Annotated in this window: 15 protein-coding genes and 1 pseudogene; 7 read left to right on the top strand and 9 right to left on the bottom strand. The window is 67.3% G+C overall.

Features of this window, described 5'->3' with window-relative positions:
• Positions 1–159: 159 nt before the first annotated feature.
• Entirely contained in the window at positions 160–1563 is a 1404-nt protein-coding gene (gene argH, locus EYR15_RS14550) for an argininosuccinate lyase (RefSeq protein ID WP_131004296.1), read from the bottom strand.
• Between the two features lie 55 nt (positions 1564–1618).
• Here argH and tlpA point away from each other — a divergent pair, with 55 nt between their 5' ends.
• Positions 1619–2260 carry a thiol:disulfide interchange protein TlpA gene (tlpA, locus tag EYR15_RS14545; RefSeq protein WP_131004295.1) on the top strand — a complete coding sequence of 214 codons (642 nt, stop codon included), beginning with the start codon at positions 1619–1621 and terminating at the stop codon, positions 2258–2260.
• A 140-nt stretch (positions 2261–2400) separates the two neighbouring features.
• On the opposite strand, the gene EYR15_RS14540 is transcribed toward tlpA, so the two are convergent.
• From EYR15_RS14540 to EYR15_RS14515, 6 genes are all read right to left on the bottom strand, one after another.
• Positions 2401–3708 (bottom strand): L,D-transpeptidase family protein, encoded by a 1308-nt coding sequence (locus EYR15_RS14540; protein WP_131004294.1) that lies wholly within the window; start codon positions 3706–3708, stop codon positions 2401–2403.
• Positions 3709–3818: 110 nt separating this feature from the next.
• Positions 3819–4262, bottom strand: coding sequence for a hypothetical protein (locus EYR15_RS14535; protein ID WP_131004293.1), 444 nt, complete (start codon positions 4260–4262; stop codon positions 3819–3821).
• 46 nt (positions 4263–4308) lie between these two features.
• Complete coding sequence (gene rlmN / locus EYR15_RS14530; protein WP_131004292.1) at positions 4309–5526, bottom strand: dual-specificity RNA methyltransferase RlmN; 1218 nt, start codon at positions 5524–5526, stop codon at positions 4309–4311.
• Positions 5527–5622: 96 nt separating this feature from the next.
• Positions 5623–6267, bottom strand: coding sequence for a TetR/AcrR family transcriptional regulator (locus tag EYR15_RS14525; RefSeq protein WP_131004291.1), 645 nt, complete (start codon positions 6265–6267; stop codon positions 5623–5625).
• Between the two features lie 230 nt (positions 6268–6497).
• A complete protein-coding gene (locus tag EYR15_RS14520) occupies positions 6498–7670 on the bottom strand; it encodes an FAD-dependent monooxygenase (RefSeq protein WP_131004290.1) in 1173 nt (390 codons plus the stop codon).
• Positions 7671–7704: 34 nt separating this feature from the next.
• Positions 7705–7887 (bottom strand): hypothetical protein, encoded by a 183-nt coding sequence (locus EYR15_RS14515; protein ID WP_131004289.1) that lies wholly within the window; start codon positions 7885–7887, stop codon positions 7705–7707.
• A gap of 111 nt (positions 7888–7998) precedes the next feature.
• Between EYR15_RS14515 and tesB the strand changes: the two genes are divergently transcribed.
• The 4 genes from tesB to EYR15_RS14495 all read left to right on the top strand — a co-directional run bounded on the left by tesB (position 7999) and on the right by EYR15_RS14495 (position 13893).
• The gene (tesB, locus tag EYR15_RS14510; protein WP_131004288.1) at positions 7999–8856 is read left to right on the top strand and encodes an acyl-CoA thioesterase II; all 858 of its coding nucleotides are present in this window, start codon (positions 7999–8001) and stop codon (positions 8854–8856) included.
• A gap of 299 nt (positions 8857–9155) precedes the next feature.
• Positions 9156–9494, top strand: coding sequence for a P-II family nitrogen regulator (locus EYR15_RS14505; protein ID WP_131004287.1), 339 nt, complete (start codon positions 9156–9158; stop codon positions 9492–9494).
• A gap of 52 nt (positions 9495–9546) precedes the next feature.
• Complete coding sequence (locus tag EYR15_RS14500; RefSeq protein ID WP_165455512.1) at positions 9547–11016, top strand: ammonium transporter; 1470 nt, start codon at positions 9547–9549, stop codon at positions 11014–11016.
• Positions 11017–11307: 291 nt separating this feature from the next.
• Positions 11308–13893, top strand: a complete 2586-nt coding sequence (locus tag EYR15_RS14495) for a DNA translocase FtsK (RefSeq protein ID WP_131004286.1) — start codon at positions 11308–11310, stop codon at positions 13891–13893.
• A 3-nt stretch (positions 13894–13896) separates the two neighbouring features.
• On the opposite strand, the gene EYR15_RS14490 is transcribed toward EYR15_RS14495, so the two are convergent.
• Entirely contained in the window at positions 13897–14676 is a 780-nt protein-coding gene (locus tag EYR15_RS14490; protein WP_131004285.1) for an AAA family ATPase, read from the bottom strand.
• Positions 14677–14733: 57 nt separating this feature from the next.
• On the opposite strand from EYR15_RS14490, the pseudogene EYR15_RS14485 reads away from it, so the two are divergent.
• A pseudogene (locus EYR15_RS14485) lies at positions 14734–14889 on the top strand (DNA translocase FtsK); the annotation flags it as partial.
• A gap of 135 nt (positions 14890–15024) precedes the next feature.
• Here EYR15_RS14485 and EYR15_RS14480 read toward each other — a convergent pair.
• A complete protein-coding gene (locus tag EYR15_RS14480; RefSeq protein WP_131004284.1) occupies positions 15025–16239 on the bottom strand; it encodes a hypothetical protein in 1215 nt (404 codons plus the stop codon).
• Positions 16240–17272: 1033 nt separating this feature from the next.
• On the opposite strand from EYR15_RS14480, the gene EYR15_RS14475 reads away from it, so the two are divergent.
• Positions 17273–17989: a LolA family protein gene (locus EYR15_RS14475; RefSeq protein ID WP_131004283.1), complete on the top strand. Its 717-nt coding sequence runs from the start codon at positions 17273–17275 to the stop codon at positions 17987–17989.
• Positions 17990–18307: the final 318 nt, after the last annotated feature.

Genomic DNA, 18307 nt, shown 5'->3' with positions numbered 1-18307 from the left:
CGTTGGATGGCTGGCGGTGACGGACTGGGTGCTTCGCGACGCCTGCATTCGCAGGCTCCTCAGCATGAGGACGGTAGAGGATGGCATACACCAACCTCCTCATGCTGAGGAGCGCCAAAGGCGCGTCTCGAAGCACGCAGGAGCGTTCGTCCAGAACTTCTATCCCGCAAGGGAAGCAAGCTCCTTCGCGAGCCGCTTGCGCCAGCGCGCAGCCTGAGCGCGCACGTTCGAGGGCGCGGCGCCGCCATAGCTCGTGCGGCTCTTCACGGAATTTGAGACGCCAAGCACCGCAAACACCGCGTCCGTGATGCGGGGCTCCACCTCCTGCATGGCCGCAAGCGGCAGCTTCTCCAGCGGCACCTTGGCCTCGGACGCCTTCGCGACAATGCGGCCGGTGACGTGATGCGCCTCGCGGAACGGCATGCCGAGGGTCCTGACCAGCCAATCCGCGAGGTCGGTCGCCGTGGCGTATCCCGCGCCCGCCGATTTCTTCATCGCGGGCAGATTCGGGACCATGTCGTCGACCATGCCCGTGGTGGCGGCGACGCAGAGGTCGAGCGTGTCGAGCGCGTCGAACAGGCCTTCCTTGTCCTCCTGCATGTCTTTGGAATAGGCGAGCGGCAGGCCCTTCATCACGGTGAGCAACCCGACCAGCGCGCCGACCACCCGGCCGGCCTTGCCGCGCACCAGCTCGGCCGCGTCCGGGTTGCGCTTCTGCGGCATGATCGACGAGCCGGTCGAGAACCGGTCGGAGAGCGTGACGAAGCCGAATTGCGGCGTCGACCACAGCACGATTTCTTCCGCGAAGCGCGACAGATGGCCGGCGCAGATCGAGGCTGCGGAAAGCGTCTCGAGCGCGAAGTCGCGGTCGGCGACGCTGTCGAGCGAGTTCGCGGTCGGCCGGTCGAAGCCGAGCGCCTTTGCGGTCATCTCACGGTCGATCGGGAAGGAGGTGCCGGCAAGCGCGGCGGCGCCGAGCGGGCATTCGTTGAGGCGCTTTCGCGCATCCGCCAGCCGGCCGCGGTCGCGGCCGACCATCTCGACATAGGCCATCAGATGGTGGCCGAACGTCACGGGCTGCGCGCTCTGCAGATGGGTGAAGCCGGGCATGACGGAGCCCGCATGCGCATGCGCCTTCTCGACCAGCGCCTGCTGCAGCTTGAGAAGTGAGACCCCCAGCGCGTCCACCGCGTCGCGCACGAACAGGCGGAAGTCTGTCGCGACCTGATCGTTGCGCGAGCGCGCGGTGTGCAGGCGCCCGGCCGCCGGCCCGACGATCTCCGCGAGCCGGCTTTCCACGTTCATGTGGATGTCCTCGAGCGCGCGCGAAAAGGTGAACTTGCCGCTCTCGATCTCGCGCAGAACCTGGTCGAGACCCTTGGTGATCTTGGCGGCGTCCTCCTGCGAGACGATCCCGGTGGCGGCCAGCATCGCCACATGCGCCTTGGAGCCCGCAATGTCCTGGGCGTAGAAGCGGCGATCGAAATCGATCGAGGCGTTGATCGCTTCGAGGACGGCGTCGGGCTTGTCCGTGAAGCGCCCGCCCCACATCGCGTTGCTCATTGTCGAAACGTCCGCGTTTCCGCCGGCTCGCGCCGGGCCTTACGAGGTTGAAGTCATGCCAGAACCGGTTCGCTCGCGACGATCGATCGTCCGCGCCGCCCTGATCGCGGCCGTGATCACGCTGGCCCTGAGCGCGCTCGCCCTATACGGGATCGGCGGCGGCGACAAGACCGCCGGCTGCGCCGCAGGTCCGGAGACGCTGAAGGCGATCTCGGCGGCGGCCGTCGGTGAAGTCGCCGGGATCGTCGCGCCAGCTGCGCCGCGGGCGGTTCCCGCGCTTGCGTTCAAGGATGGCGAGGGGCGGGACGTCAGCCTTGAGCAGTTCCGCGGCAAGGTCGTGCTGCTGAACCTGTGGGCCACATGGTGCGCGCCCTGCCGCAAGGAGATGCCGGCGCTCGACCGGCTGGAGGCTGCGAAGGGCGGGGCGGATTTCGCGGTGATCCCGGTCTCGCTCGACCTCGGCTCGGTCGACAAGCCGCGCGCCTTCCTCAAGGAAATCGGCGCGGAGCGCTTGCCGCTTTATGTCGACACGTCCGGCAAGTCGCTGCAGGCGCTGAAATCCGTCGGGCGCGGGACGGGCCTGCCCACGACGCTGATCCTCGACAAAGCGGGCTGCGAGATCGCCTATCTGCCGGGCCCCGCGGAATGGGCGAGCGAAGAGGCGATGAAGCTGGTGGACGCCGCGCTGGGGAAGTGATGGGTGCGCGCTTCGAGACGCGATCCTAGCGGATCGCTCCTCAGCATGAGGATTGTCTGAGTAAGCCCCAACGGTCCTCATGCTGAGGAGCCCGCTTCAGCGGGCGTCTCGAAGCACGCAGACCGTCAAAGTGGGACACCTCAGCGCTCCGCGCGGCGCTCGCTCGCGAGCGGGATGCGGTTCGGAACTTCGATCGGCGCGCGCTGCAGCGGCGGCGCAGCGACCGGCGGCGCTTCGGCCACCGGGTCCGACGGCGCAGGTGTCTCCGCGACCGGCGCATCCTCGGCCGGGGCCGACGGAGGCTCCTGGAAGTCCACAGGCACGCCGGGCTGCACCAATCCTGCGAGTTCCCGCGCGTCCCAGTTGGTCAGGCGGACGCAGCCATGGCTGTTGGTCTTGTCGATTTTCGAGGGCTCCGGCGTGCCGTGCAGGCCGTAGGTCGGCTTGTCGAGCCCGACCCAGGTCGCGCCGACAGGGCCGTTCGGGCCGGGCGGCAGGCGGAGCGCGCTCGTGTTGGTCCCCTGCACGAAGTTGACCTTCGGCCGATACCAATAGTCCGGGTTGATCGCGATCGCCTTCACGGCGTGCGTGCCGGTCGGCGAGGGCATGTCGGAGCTTCCGATCGTCGCGGGGTAAGCGACGATCAGCTTGCCGGCGTCGTCGTAGCCGCGGATCTGCTTGCGGGCCTTGTCGGCGATGATGTGCGCGACCTTGGCCTTGAGCGGCTTGCCGGGATTGGCGACGATGATCTCGGCGCCGGCCTCGGCGAATGTCACGTCGGGGTTGAGACGGCGCAGGAACGCCTCGTCCATATGGAAGCGCTCGGCCAGCATCTCCGCCGCGTCGCGATAGGCGAGGCCCGGAAGCTGCGCCTGCTCGGCGTAATCCTGCGGCATGGTCGGTACGAAGGGCCCGGCGACGTCCTCGGGCGTGATCGTATAGGGGACGAGCACCGGCTCGGCGGAGGTGCGTTCGAGCGCAGCCCAAATCTCGGGGTCGATCCTGCCGTCGACCTGATGGCCCTGCATCTCCTCGAACGCCATGACGCCCTTGACGACGTTGTCGCCGAAGATGCCGTCGATCACGCCGGTGGAGGCGTTGTTGCGGTCGAGCAGGACCTGCAGCTTGATCATCCGCGGGTCGGACCGGCGGCCCTTGGGGTAAGGGTCCGGCGTGAACACCGCGTCGTTCGCAAGCGAGATCAACAGGTCGACCGGGTAGTCCTGCGCAGGCGGCTGCGGCGAGGCGACGCGCACGGGCGCGGCGGCGTGCGCGCGGCCCGCCTCGGGCGCCGCGTCGACCGAGCCGGTGACCTCGACGTCGCGCTCGGCTGCGGTCGACCCGCCGAGGAGCGCGCCGATCGGATCATCGGACCGGGCGGACGCGACCGAGGTCGCAAGAGAGAGGGCCGCCGCAAGAGCTGCGACGGAGAAGCGGGACGCCGACACTGGCCTGCTCCGAGCGAGGATGGATCGGCGCGGCGTATGGCCCTTCGCTCCTCCTTGAGGACCCGAGTTTCGCGCGTCAGGGTAAACGAATACTTTCCAGAGGCAGCGGCTCAGGCCGGCGGCGGCCCTTCCGGCGCGAGTCCGGCCTTGCGGCCTGCGACCGCCCAATGCGTCAGGCCGCCAATGAAGCCTGCGGCCAAGACGCTGGAGAAATTGAACAGCGGGCCTTCAAAGCCCGACGGCGCGATTGACCAGGGAAGGGCGACCGCGATCGCCCCTGCGATCGCGTGGTAGGTCCAGCTGCGGATCGAAAACATCTCGGAGATCATCACCGCGACGAAAGCCGGAGCGGCCATAAGCGGGCCTAGCAGCATCGCGACCGCCACCGTCGTCAGCGACATGTCGTAGCCGAGCAGGATCACCTCGTCGGGGAAGTCGCAGAACGACGCGAAGTCGTGGCTCGACAGAAACGCCAGCGTGAGGAAGCCCGCGAACAATCCGCAGACGAGCCCGACGGGGGCGAACAGGATCCGAGACGCGAGCCTGGCGAGCATATGATCAGAACGCCTCGTGATGCGCTCCGTTCACGAAAAACCTCGTCTATTCGGCGGCTTCGAGGGCCTGGCGGTCCTTCGCGCGCACCCGCTGCGTCTCGGATTTGAGCTGTCCGCAGGCGGCGGATATGTCGCGGCCGCGCGGGGTCCGCACCGGGCTGGCATAGCCCGCGCGGAACACGATTTCCGAGAACGCCTCGATCGTCGCCCAGTCCGAACAGGCGTGCGGGCTGCCCGGCCAGGGATTGAACGGGATCAGGTTGATCTTGGCTGGCAGGCCGGCGAGCAGCTTGACCAGCGCGCGCGCATCGGCCGGGCTGTCGTTGACGCCCTTCAGCATGACGTATTCGAAGGTGATGCGCCGGGCGTTCGACGCGCCGGGATAGGTCCGGCACGCCTCCATCAGTTGGGCGATCGGATATTTCTTGTTGATCGGCACCAGCACGTCGCGGAGGTCGTCGCGCACAGCGTGCAGCGAGATCGCGAGCTGGGCGCCGGTCTCCTCGCCGAGCCGGCGCATCTCAGGCACGACGCCGGAGGTCGAGACCGTGATCTTGCGGCGGCCGATCCCGAGGCCTTCGCCGTCGGCCATCACCTCGATCGCGTCGCGCACCGCGTCGAGATTGTAGAGCGGCTCGCCCATGCCCATGAAGACGATGTTGGTGACGAAGCGCCCGCCGTCGGTCGGCACGGAAGCGCCTTCGGGCGCGGCCCCGCCCGACCAGTCGCCCAGCCTGTCGCGCGCCACGATCAGCTGCGCGACGATCTCGGCGGCGGTCAGGTTGCGCACCAGCACCTGCGTGCCGGTGTGGCAGAAGGAGCAGGTCAGCGTGCAGCCGACCTGGCTCGAAACGCACAGCGTTCCGCGGCCTTCTTCAGGGATATAGACGGTCTCGACCTCCGCCGGCCGCGTTCGCGGCCCCTGTGCGGGAAGCCGCAGCAGCCACTTGCGCGTGCCGTCGCTGGAGATCTGCTCGGTGACGATCTCGGGCCGATCCAGCGTGAAGGCCTCTGCCAGCGTCGCGCGCAGATCCTTCGAGACGTTGGTCATCTGGTCGAAAGAGGTCGCGCCGCGATTGTGCAGCCAGTGGTTCAACTGGCCCGCCCGCATGCGCAGCTGCCGCTCTGGCACGCCTACAGATGAGAGCGCCTCCGCGAGACGCGCGCGCGTCAGCCCGACCAGCGACGGCTTGGCCGCAAGGGCGGGCGCCGGCGCGGGAGCGTCGTCGGCGTCGGGGCGTCTTGTGAGGTCGAGCAGCGTCATAACGTTCGGCGGCGTCGGAGCGGTTGAGATTGGATGGTGCGGAAACGCGGCCTTCCTATCATGGAAGGACGACGAAGGCGACCGCTGGGGCGACGCTCAGCCCTGCTTCGGCGCGTAGGCCGCCATGAAGACGTCGATCGCCTTCTCCACGAGATAGGCGATGCGCTCCTGCGGCGGCGTCGGTTCCGCGCCGATCAGCACCGGCATCATCACCGGGCCGTGGCACATGGTGAGGAACTGCTTGGCCGCGACGTCGGCGTCGTCGATCACAAGCTCGCCCTGTTCCGCCTTGGTCGCGAGCCAGGCGGATAGCCGCGCCCAGCCCTGGCGCGGCCCGGCGGTTAGGAACAGCTGGCCGATCTCCGGTTTGCGGTCCGCGGCGCCGATGACCATCCGGACGGTCGAGACATGGGACGGCTCGAGCACCGCCTCGACAAAGCTCAGGCCGAGGCGCCGTAGGGCGCCGCGGATGTCGTGGCTGTCGTCCTGGAGCTCGAAGAGACGTTCGGCAGTCAGCGCGCACTGGCTCTTCACCAAAGCGGCGAAAAGCTCTTCCTTGCTGTCGAAGTAGACGTAGAGCGTGCCCTTGGAGACGCCGGCCGCGCGGGCGATCTCGCCCATGCTCGCGGCGTCGAAGCCCTGCGCGAGGAACACGCTGCGCGCGCCGTCGACGATCTGCCGGCGCTTGGCGCTGTCGATCGCTTCGTCGGCCACGACGGCCGTGGCGGTGTCGCCTCGCATTCTCTCGTCCGTCCCTGTTTCTCGTGCGATCCGCCGCGTTCGATAACTCGCTCAAAGCCCGGCGGCGCACAATCCGGACGCGGTCGCATTGTCGCCCGCGAGAGCGAGAAAGCCGCTGACCGAACCGTTCGGTCAATACATAGGCGAAGCGCTTCGTTCTGTCGAGGTTGCGCACGTTCTGGAGGCGGCCTGATCGCAACTAACAACAGGCGCGGCGCCGCGTGAGCGCGCTAGATCCCGGACGCGGCGGCGACGATCCGGCGCTTCAGGCCGGGCGCGCGGTCGACGAGGCCCATCCCGACGTCGCGGAGTGAGCGGACCGCGGGCCGCGCGAACAGGCGGTAAAGCCCGTCCGTCGCGGCGGCGAGCGCGGCGACATCGAAACGGCGGGCGCGCTCGTAAACCTCCAGCGCGGCGGGGGCGCCGAAATCCTCGCCGGCGCGGGCGGCCTCAGCGACGACGCGCACGAGCGCCATGATGTCCCTAAGTCCGGCGTTGAAGCCTTGGCCCGCGAGCGGATGCACGACGTGGCCGGCGTCTCCAACAAGCGTCAGCCGAGGCGCTACGAACCGCGCCGCGAGCATGAAGCGCAGCGGAAAATGGCCGCGCGGTCCGGCGAGCGACAGCGTCCCGAAATCCGGCCCGGCGCGGCGCGCCACCTCCGCCAGAAAAGTCTCGTCGTCGGCTGCGATCATGGCGTCCGCGAATGCGCGGCGTTCGCTCCAGACGAGCGACGAGCGGTTTTCGTCGAGCGGCAGCATGGCGAAGGGCCCGCCGGGCAGGAAATGCTGCACGGCGACGCCGCGATGCGGCTCGGAATGGCCGATGGTCGCGACCAGCGCCGTCTGGTCGTAGTCGAAGGCGTGGACGGCCACGCCTGCGCGGGCTCGCGTCGGGGAGCGCGCTCCGTCCGCCGCGACCAGCAGGCGCGCCTGTCGAACCGCGCCGGACTGCAGCGTGATCCGGACCATGCCCGGGGCCGCTCTGTGGTCGGCGATGGCCTCGGCGATGAGCGAGACGCCGGCTTCCTCGGCGCGCGCCCTGAGCGTCGCCCGCAGGTCGGCATCCGGCGCCATATGCGCGAAGGGCTCGCCGTCGGCCTGTCCAGCAAGGTCGAGAAAGGTCGGGCGGATCGCGTCGTCGAGCCGGCTGTCGGTGATCCTGAGCGCTGCGACGGGCGTCGCTCCGTCAGGCCAGACATCCAGTCGCCGGAGCAGTTTTCGGCCGTCCGCGGCGATCATCGAGGCGCGGGCGTCGTTCACCGGAAGATCGAGCGCGGGATCGAAGACCGCGACCTGGAGCGCGGCTCCGAGTTCATGCTGCAGAGCAAGCGCGAGCGTCAGGCCCGCCGGGCCGCCACCCGCGATCGCGACGTCGAGAATGTCTTCGGGCGCGGCGCTCATAGCGCGACGATTAGCACGGATCGCAGGGCGCCTGTCAGGAGGGACGGCATTTCCAGCGCTCGACCTTCCAGTCCGGATGGTCCCCGCTCCATTCCGCGACCACCGGCTGGGCCTGCACGAGGCAGGCCATCGCCGGCCCGCGGATGTCGATCCGCTCTTCGCGGCAGGTCGTCGCGTTCGCGAGCATGCAGACGGACATGATGATGGTGAACAGCATGGGGCCTGTTCGGTTTTGGCGCGCCGGCGGATCACCGGAGGACCGCAGGCTTGACGAGCGGACGTCCGGCACGATGCTTCGTCGGCCCTGTTCCGAGAGAGCCGAGATCTCATGTCCGCCGTCGCCGAGCTGCTGAAGATCCTCGATCTCGAACAATTGGACGTCAATCTCTTCCGCGGGCGAAGCCCACAAACCGGCTGGCAGCGCGTCTTCGGCGGGCAGGTCGTCGGACAGGCTCTTGTCGCGGCGACGCGCACGGTCGAAGGCCGCTCGCCGCATTCGCTCCACGGCTACTTCATGCTGCCCGGCGATCCGTCGACGCCGATCATCTATGAGGTGGAATGCATCCGAGATGGGCGGAGCTTCGTCACCCGGCGTGTGGTCGCGACCCAGCACGGCCAGGCGATCTTCTCGATGTCGGCCTCCTTCCAGACGGAGGAAGAGGGCTTTTCCCACCAGATCGACATGCCGGACATTCCGCGCCCGACCGAGCTGCCTTCGGAAGAGGCGTTCAAGAATCGCCTGCCGGCGGACATGCCGCAGGCGATCAGGAACTATCTCGAACGCGAGCGCCCGATCGAGCTCAGGCCGGTCGATCTCAGCCGCTATGTCGACAGCCGGCCGCGGCCGCCGATGCAGAGCGTGTGGATCCGCGCGACGGAACGTCTGCCAGACGATCCGGCGGCGCACCAGAGCGTGCTGGCTTACGCCTCGGACATGACGCTGCTCGACACCGCCCTCGTCGCCCACGGATCGAGCGTGTTCTCCGCCGATATCCAGGGCGCGAGCCTCGACCATGCGCTGTGGCTGCACCGCCCGTTCCGCGCCGACGACTGGCTGCTCTACACGCAGGACAGTCCGTTCGCGGGCGGAGGCCGCGGATTCTCTAGGGGACGGATCTATACGGAGGCCGGTGAACTGGTCGCTTCGGTCGCCCAGGAGGGACTCATCCGGCGCCGCCGAAAGTGACGGGCGCCGAATTATTGCTCAGGCGATTCTGCGGCAGCCACGAAAAACCCACGAAGAATGCACATTTTTTAATCGGAAGGATCGATAACTAAACAGATTCCGCTTGGGAGTCTCGGCAGGCGATGGAAAATCCAGCGCTGTGTGGTGTGAATCAACAGCTTACGAGCGGTCGGAAGACTTGGCACGGCGCTTGATTGCCACGCGCCGCAAGCCCGGCTTCGGCTGGGGATCGTCATCGTCAACTGTCGACTGTTCGCGCGTCTCACAAGCGGGCGGTGGGCTAACGGGGAACCCGACGCATGAAACTCGTGATGGCCATCATCAAGCCATTCAAGTTGGACGAGGTCCGCGACGCCCTTACGGGCATCGGCGTCCACGGCCTGACCGTCACCGAAGTGAAGGGCTACGGTCGCCAGAAGGGCCACACCGAAATCTACCGCGGCGCCGAATACGCGGTGAGCTTTCTTCCGAAGCTGAAGATCGAGGTCGCGGTCGCCGCCGCGTCCGTCGACAAGGTCATCGAAGCCATCGCCGCCGCCGCCAAGACCGGCCAGATCGGCGACGGCAAGATCTTCGTCTACGCGATCGACCAGGCGGTGCGCATCCGCACCGGCGAGACCGACACCGACGCGCTGTAAGGCGCGGCCGACGCACCCTCTTTCTCCTCTTAAGTCTTCGGGAGTTCACTCGATGAAACTGGGTTCCGTATTACGCTGGGGAGCGCCGGCCCTGGCCGCAGGCGTCCTGATGGCGGGCGCCGCCTACGCGCAGACCATGGCTCCGGGCGGCGAAGCGGCCGCCACGGCCGCCGCTCCGGCCGCCGCCGCCGCGCCCGTGCCGAACAAGGGCGACACCACCTGGATGCTGCTCTCCACCGTCCTGGTGCTTCTGATGACGGTGCCGGGCCTCGCTTTGTTCTATGGCGGCCTGGTCCGCACCAAGAACATGCTATCGGTGCTCATGCAGGTGATGGCGATCGCCTGCCTCGTCATGATCATCTGGGTCGTCTACGGCTATTCGCTCGCCTTCAGCGACGGCGGCAGCCTGAACTCCTATGTCGGCGGCTTCTCCAAGGCGTTCCTCGCCGGCGTCGACGTGACCACCACTGTCGAGAGCTTCTCGCGCGGCGTGGTGATCCCCGAGCTCGTCTTCGTCTGCTTCCAGATGACCTTCGCCGCCATCACGCCGGCGCTGATCGTCGGCGCCTTCGCCGAGCGCATCAAGTTCTCGGCGCTGCTGGTGTTCACGGTCCTCTGGGTCACCTTCATCTACTTCCCGATGGCCCACATGGTCTGGTTCTGGCCCGGTCCGGAGTTCGCCGCGACGAACCCCGCTGACGCGACCGTCGCCGGCGCAGGCCTGATCTGGGCCTTCGGCGCGATCGACTTCGCCGGCGGCACCGTCGTGCACATCAACGCGGGCATCACCGCGCTGGTCGGCGCTCTCGTCCTCGGCCCGCGCATCGGCTTCGGCCGCGAGCCGATGGCTCCGCACTCCCTGACGCTGACCCTCGTCGGCGCCGGCCTCCTGTGGGTCGGCTGGTTCGGCTTTAACGCCGGCTCCAACCTCGAGGCCAACGGCTACGCCGCTCTCGCCATGATCAACACCTTTGTCGCGACCGCTGCTGCGGCTCTCGCCTGGATGTTCATCGAATGGATGGCGAAGGGTCACCCGAGCATGCTCGGCATCGCCTCGGGCGCCGTCGCCGGCCTCGTCGCGATCACGCCCGCCGCCGGCTTTGCCGGTCCGATGGGCTCGATCGTCCTCGGCCTGGTCGTCGGCGTGGTCTGCTACGTGTTCTGCACGAGCGTGAAGAACGCCCTCGGCTACGACGACTCCCTGGACGTCTTCGGCGTCCACTGCATCGGCGGCATCGTCGGCGCGATCGCGACCGGCATCCTCGTCAACCCCGCCCTCGGCGGCGCTGGCGTGGTCGACTACACGCTCGACAACGGCGCGGGCACGGCCGGCGCCTACGACCTGATCACCCAGGTCACCGCTCAGGCCAAGGGCGTCCTCGTGACGGTCGTCTGGTCCGGCGTCGGCTCGTTCATCCTCTACAAGATCGTGGACGTCATCATCGGTCTGCGCGTCTCCGAGGATAAGGAGCGCGAGGGTCTCGACGTCACCGAGCACGGCGAGCGCGCCTACAACATCTGATCCCCGGCGGCGCATTCGCCTCCGACGGATCCCGAAGCACGAAGGCCCCGGCTTAGCCGGGGCCTTTTTCGTTCGAAGAGCCCCGAGGAGCTGCATTTTCGGCGTCTTCGCCGCGAGGGGGTAAGCCCGCCTTAACCCTCTTGCGCCTAGGATTTTCAAAGGATCGGCCGGTAAGCGGTCAAGCGTTCAACTTGGGTCGGCGTCGCGGATGCGTTCATCGGGGGATGAGGGTTTCGCGGCGGGGCAGGGCGTCCGCCATCACGGCCGGAGCGGCCCTGCCGGGAGCATTCGATGAGCATTCGCGCGTTACGTCCCCGCCCGCGCGGCTTCCACACCGCCTCCGTCCTGCCGGACTCCGTCCGCGCGACGCTCGTCAGGCGCGCGACTGAACTGGGCGGCGTGGCGCTGGTGCTGCTCGCGGGACTGGCAGGCGCGGCGCTCGCCACCTGGTCGGTGCAGGATCCGAGCTTCAGCCACGCGACCGACGGCCCCGTCCACAATCTGCTCGGCGCGCCCGGCGCGATCGTCGCCGACATGCTCACCCAGGCCTTCGGACTCGCGGCGTCCGCTTTCGTGGCGCCGATCGGCGTCTGGGGCTGGTCGCTGATGACGCGCCGCGCCGTCGAGCGTGAGCGTCTCAAGGTCGTCGCCTGGCCCGTCGCTGCGATCCTGCTCGCGGGGCTCGCCGGCGTCGCGCCCGCGCCGGCGTCCTGGCCGCTGCCCACGGGTCTCGGCGGCTGCGTCGGCGACCTGTTCTCGATGAGCCTCGACGCGCTCGGCCTTGGCGGCGCGACAGGCTCGCTGATCGCGGGCGGCGTCTTTGCAACGCTCGGCGTCACGGGCTTCGCCCTCGCGATCGGCCTCGTCGCGCCGAGCGAGCGCGCGGCGGTCAGCCCCCGCCGCGACTCCCGCCAGGAGCCGCAGGCCCCTCGTCAGGCTCCCGGACGGCCTGCGGCCGCTCAGCCGATCGACGAGTATGAGGAGGAGGACGAGGACGACCGCCGCCTCGTCTCGCTCGGCCTTCTCACCCATTGGGCGCTCTCGGCCAAGGCCGCGATCGCGAGGAAGCTGTCGCGCGATCGCGAAGACGTCCGCCCCGACGAGCACACGCTGTCGCGCATCCTCGCGCGGGCGAGCGACGATTTCGAAGACGCGCCCCGCGCCCCGCGCCGCGAGCCGGCGCTGCGTGACGGCGGCGACGTCGACCTCTCCGGCGCGCCGGTCGCGCCGAGCGCCCGCCGTCAGGCCGAGGCGCCCGCCAACCGCGTCGGCGCGGTTCCCGGCGCACTGCGCCCCGGCCGACGCGCCCAGCGCGAGGCGCAGCCCGACCTGCTGGAGCAGGACACCTACGAGCTGCCGCCGCTCGCGCTGCTGGCCGAGCCAAAGAAGGGTTCCGGCCCCGTGCTGAGCCAGGAGGCGCTGGAGCAGAACGCCCGGCTGCTCGAAGGCGTGCTCGAGGATTACGGCGTCCGCGGCCAGATCATCAATGTGCGCCCAGGCCCGGTCGTGACGCTCTACGAGCTCGAGCCCGCCCCCGGCATCAAGTCGAGCCGCGTGATCGGCCTCGCCGACGACATCGCCCGCTCGATGAGCGCGGTCGCGGCGCGCGTCGCCGTCATCCCCGGCCGCAACGCGATCGGCATCGAGCTGCCGAACGCGCGCCGCGAGACGGTTTATCTGCGCGAGCTGCTGGCCTCCGCCGATTTCGAGAAGGCCAAGATGCGGCTCCCCTTGTGCCTCGGGAAGACGATCGGCGGCGAGCCCGTCATCGCCGAGCTCGCGCGCATGCCGCATCTGCTGATCGCCGGCACCACCGGCTCCGGCAAGTCCGTCGCGATCAACACCATGATCCTGTCGCTGCTCTATCGGCTGAAGCCCGAAGAGTGCCGCCTGATCATGATCGACCCCAAAATGCTCGAGCTCTCGGTCTATGACGAGATCCCGCATCTGCTGACGCCCGTCGTCACCGACCCGAAGAAGGCGGTGGTGGCGCTCAAATGGGCGGTCCGCGAGATGGAGGACCGCTACCGCAAGATGTCGAAGCTCGGCGTCCGCAACATCGACGGCTTCAACGCCCGCGCCGAACAGGCGCTCGCCAAGGGCGAGGCGATCACCCGCACCGTGCAGACCGGCTTCGACCGCGAGACCGGCGAGGCGATCTACGAGCAGGAGGTGATGGAGATCGGCAAGCTGCCGTACATCGTCGTGATCGTCGACGAGATGGCGGATCTGATGCTCGTCGCCGGCAAGGAGATCGAGGGCGCCATCCAGCGCCTCGCCCAGATGGCGCGCGCCGCCGGCATCCACATCGTCATGGCGACGCAGCGCCCCTCAGTCGACGTCATCACCGGCACGATCAAGGCGAACTTCCCGACCCGAATCTCCTTCCAGGTGACGTCCAAGATCGACAGCCGCACCATTCTCGGCGAGATGGGCGCCGAGCAGCTGCTGGGGCAGGGCGACATGCTGCACATGCAGGGCGGCGGCCGCATCTCCCGCGTCCACGGCCCGTTCTGCTCCGACGCCGAGGTCGAGGCCGTCGTCGCGCACCTCAAGAAACAGGGCCGCCCGTCTTATCTCGACGCGGTTCTCGCCGACGACGAAGACGGCTCCACTGATGCCGAAGACGGCGCGGTGTTCGACAAGGGCTCGTTCGGCGAAGAGGGCGGCGACGTCTACGACCAGGCGGTCGCCGTCGTGTTGCGCGACCGCAAGTGCTCGACCTCCTACATCCAGCGCCGCCTCCAGATCGGTTACAACCGCGCCGCCTCGCTCGTCGAGCGGATGGAGAAGGAAGGCGTGGTGGGCCCGGCCAACCACGCCGGCAAGCGCGAGATCCTGCTGGAAGGCGGAGAGCGGGACGAAGACGCGGCCTGAAGGTCAGTCGTCGAACAGTTCGGGCTCCTCCGGCGCCGTCAGCCGCGCGACCATGCTTTCGGGGTCGCCCAGAAACCTCTTGTAGAGCCGGACGTGGTTGAGCTCGGCGTAGCTCTTCCGCGCGATCCCCTCGTCCGACAGCTCGTAGATCAAGGCGCCGGGCAGCGCCATCAGCAGCGGCGAGTGCGTCGCGAGCACGAAGCGGGCGCCCTTCCGCACGAGCTCCGCGATCCGGGCGATCACCTCGAGCTGGGTCTCTGGCGCGAGCGCAGCCTCCGGCTCGTCCATCAGGTAGATCCCGCCGCCGCGGAAACGGTTGCGCAGGAGCCGGATGACGGCCTGCCCGTGCGACATCTCGTGAAGATCCTGCCCGCCGTAAAACATCTTCACCGGCGGCGAGTTTGCGCCGAGCGGCCCGTCCTCGTCTTCGTTCTCGTCCAGCCGGCGCATCTCGGTGGCGAACACATGGTAGGCGTCGGCGCGATAGAAGAACCGGGGCGCGTTGCGGCGGATGCGCCGGGCGAGCCGAGACGCCTGGTGGAGCGACGACAGCGTCTTCGCGGTGTCGAAGTTGAAGTTCGGCGATCCGCCCTCCGGATTGCAGCCGAGATGGACGGCGATCGCTTCCATCAGCGTCGATTTTCCGGAGCCGTTGGCCCCGACGAAGATCACGATTGGCGCGTCGAGATCGAGCTCGTCGATCTGCGCGATGGCAGGCAGATTGTAGGGGTAGGCCGCGCGGTCTTCGACCCGGTCCCATTCCATGCGCAACGAGATCAGCATCTTGGCGCCCCGGGCGAACCAAGAGAGCAGCTTCGCCGGACGGCGGACGGATGGAAAGGCGCGGTGATCGACAAGGGCTCGTTCGGCGAGAAGGGCGGCGACGTCTACGATCAGGCGGTCGCCGTCGTGCTGCGTGACCGCAAATGCTCGACCTCCACCATCCAGCGCCGCCTCCAGATCGGATACAACCGCGCCGCCTCGCTGGTGGAGCGCGGAAATCTGTGCCTATTCTGCGAAGCGAGATGAGCCTCCGCCGCGCCCTCGACCTACTCCTGCCGCTCAGCCGGTCCGAGAGGAAAATTCAATCGCAGTAAAGAGCTTGCAGCGGAATTCAACCTAGGGGCAACGTTATAGCGCATCGCCCCGAAGCCATGCTTCCGGGCTAGGCATTGTGCAATATTCTCTGACATCTTCGCCTTGCTCTTGCCGCTGAGCCACCAGTTCTGAGGAGGCTCGATAAATCTCGACCGAAGACAAAGCAATTACCGATGGCGAGAGAAACTCAAGCCCGATCCGAGTTAACAGGTGCGTGCCTATAGCTCCCATCTGACCTGAATCCAGCACAAAGCGAATAGGGAAATCTCCCGCATCGGGATCGAAAACGGCTTGGTGACCCGCACTTTTCAGTGTCGTCACCATCATCAAATAATCCACTATCACCATCAGATAGACGGTCCCGCGGCTGAATGCCCAAAGGTGCTCGAAATCCTGAAGCGACAATGTGAAGGGATAGTAGGGCGACCAACTCCTCTGCGACTTAATCTCGTTAAGAAGGAATACCGTCGTTCCTGACACCTCAACCTGGCTCAAGGCGTCCTCGACGGCGGAACGCCTGGTCGCTGCGATGTAGAGCAACCCAGGTTCGGGCATCCGGACGCCGTGACCCGTTTTCATTGCTTCGGCAATGCAAGCCGCCATCTCGCTGGCGTAATCACGCTCTGAAATTTTGTACTCAACGCGCTGGACGTATGAAGAGCCACGCAGTTCCCTGCTGAAGTCGTTTTTAAAAAACGATTGCAACTTCTCGATGCTGCGCTTTTGCCGCCTTCCACGGGAGTTGAGGTCGATACTAGTCTTCACCTCTATAAGGTAAGGGTCCGGCTCGCCCATCAGGCACACATCACCATGGCGTATGGTGTTCGTGAGATCGGTCAGCATCGCCGGCACCCCTTTGGAGCTTGCAAACTCAACCAGCGCGATTTCATGCGCCATGCCGGTTTTGCCTAAAAAGCCTGCGCTCTGCTTTGGCGTTACCTTGTCGGTATGGTAGAAGGTGTGTTTGAGGGCATGCTTATCCATATAAAGGAAGGCGATCGCGTCGCCGAAGCACCGCCAGATGTATGCGGCATGGCGATATCCCTCGAGGCGACGATTGACGCTCGCATCATTCGGGTTTGTCTTCAGCATTAGGCGGAGGCCAGGAACCCTGCGCTCCGCGCGCATGATCTCACGTGTCAGCAATTGCTGTAGTGCGATCAAAGAATCGAAATCCGACAGGTTCCGACGAAGCGAGCCAAGTAAGGCATGTGCCTTGCGAAATGACGTCCGTCGATAGCCCAGCATGGATCAATCTTGTACGGGAGGTCACGACAAGACAATCGTAGCCGGAGGGCCGCTTACCGCAAGACTCTCTAAAACCGCCATTCCGCTTCCGTCGCTCGCGGGATAATAAGCCGGCAAGTCCTTGCAAACGGACAGTCTGATTGTCGTCGAAGGGTCAGGCAGAGGCGCGCGCCCGTTCGATGGCGAGAAAGCTGATGTGGGTAAATATTCCTTGACATTCCACCCCGCCTCATGCTCTCTTCCGCACATCCTTCCCCGTCGGAAGGCGTGTCCGGACCGGCCGGCCATGCGGGGGAGGAGCGGCGCCTGCGGCTGACATGACCGGAAGTGTCGGCCCCGGGGCGTCTGTTGCGGCGTCGGCGCGGCTCGCGCGTTCCTCAAGAGGGCGCGGGGGCTTCGTCGGGGAAGAGAACCGCCCGCACTAAGACGGGCGCGCCTTTCGTGGCGTAAGGGCGCATGGCGGCGGATTTCGGATCCCGGCTCCAAAGGCCGGATCGGTCCGGGACCCGCCCGAAGCGGACGCGAATGTCTGCGGGAAAAACCATTGATGTCCGAGACTTCGTCCGCAGCCAGACGGGAGACGTCGCGCGTGGAGCGCCGGGCGACCGGCAACTACACTACCCCCTGACGGTGGCCCGGCGCTCCGCGCTTTCCCCGTAAGGTGCGGCGATCGAAGTCGTTCGCCGGGGCTCTTTGACCAAAGCGGGCCTGAAGCCGATCCGGGCAGCCGGAGGATTTCGCGCGTCCGCAAGACCTCCCGCCGCCGTCATCCCGGGCTCGTCCCGGGATCCATAAACGCGACGGCGCGGGAGTGAGCGGGCGCGCGGCGGTCTGTTCTCAACGCGCGGCGGCAAATGGATCCCGGGACAAGTCGGGGATGACGGCGGAGGATGGCGGTTACGGCGGAGCGTCTTGCGAAGCTGCTAACGAGTCGGCAGGGCTCGCAATCGGCGGCGAGGCCCTTAAATCGGCCACGGGGCCGCGTTACGGTCCCTGTTCCCGTTTCGAGTTCCGGAAGGTCGAAAATCCCGTCATGACGCTTCGCCGTTCCGCCGCCGCCTTCGCGATCCTGTCAGCGCTCGCCGCCGCGCCCGCGGCCGCCCAGTCCGCCTCGGGCGCGCCGGCCGACGTGCCGCCCCCGCCGCAGGCCCAGCCGGCCGCGGGCAATCGCGGCGTGCCGGTGAACCAGCTCGACGCCGCCCAGCGGGCGACGCTGCAACGCGTGAACGCCTATTTCAACTCGATCCAGGATCTGACCGCGAGCTTCGAGCAGACCGGGCCGGACGGCTCGCGCAGCGTCGGCAAGCTCTATCTGTCGCGGCCCGGAAAGATCCGCTTCCAGTATGCGCCGCCGAGCCCGCTCGAGATCGTCTCGAACGGCAACACCGTGGTGGTGAAGAACCGCAAGCTCGCGACGCAGGAGAACTGGCCGCTCAGCCAGACGCCGTTGCGCGTGCTGCTGTCGGCGAACATCGACCTGATGAAGGACACCGACGTGATCGGCGTCTACCAGGAGCCCGACATGGTCTCGGTCGTGCTCATCCAGAAGAACGCCATCGGCGGCGCGGCGCAGATCCAGCTGCTGTTCTCCGGCCAGAACTACGAGCTGCGCCAGTGGACGGTGACCGACGCGCAGGGGATGGACACGTCCGTGGTGCTTTCCGACCTCAATCCGCAGGCGAAGATCGACCCCGGCGTGTTCCGCGTCCAGGCGCCGAGCGGAACCCGCGGGCCGGGCGGCGGCCGGTAAGGTCAAAGGCCGAGATGCTCCCGGCGCATGGCAGCGATGCTGAGCGCGTGGCTGCTCACGCAGGCGTGCGCTTGACGCTGCGCTAGCGACCTCCCATCTGCGATCTCGAGCGGGGCGAATAGCCCGGAGTTCACCTGCGCCTCCCCCGTCGCAGGTTCCGTGGTCCGCCCCGTTTCCGCCGTTCCTCCGATCGGCGGAGCGCTCAGCGCCAGACGCCCGACCTTTCCCCCGGAGGTCGGGCGTCTTCGCGTCTGGAGGATGGTTTTTGCATCCCGAAACGGGATCGCGTAAAGCCCGGCGGCCCCTCCCGAGACGCCT

Source organism: Hansschlegelia quercus (assembly GCF_004310425.1).
GTDB lineage: Bacteria > Pseudomonadota > Alphaproteobacteria > Rhizobiales > Methylopilaceae > Methylopila > Methylopila quercus.
The sequence above is the reverse complement of the archived record's forward strand: the minus strand, read 5'-3'. Positions and strand labels throughout refer to the sequence as shown.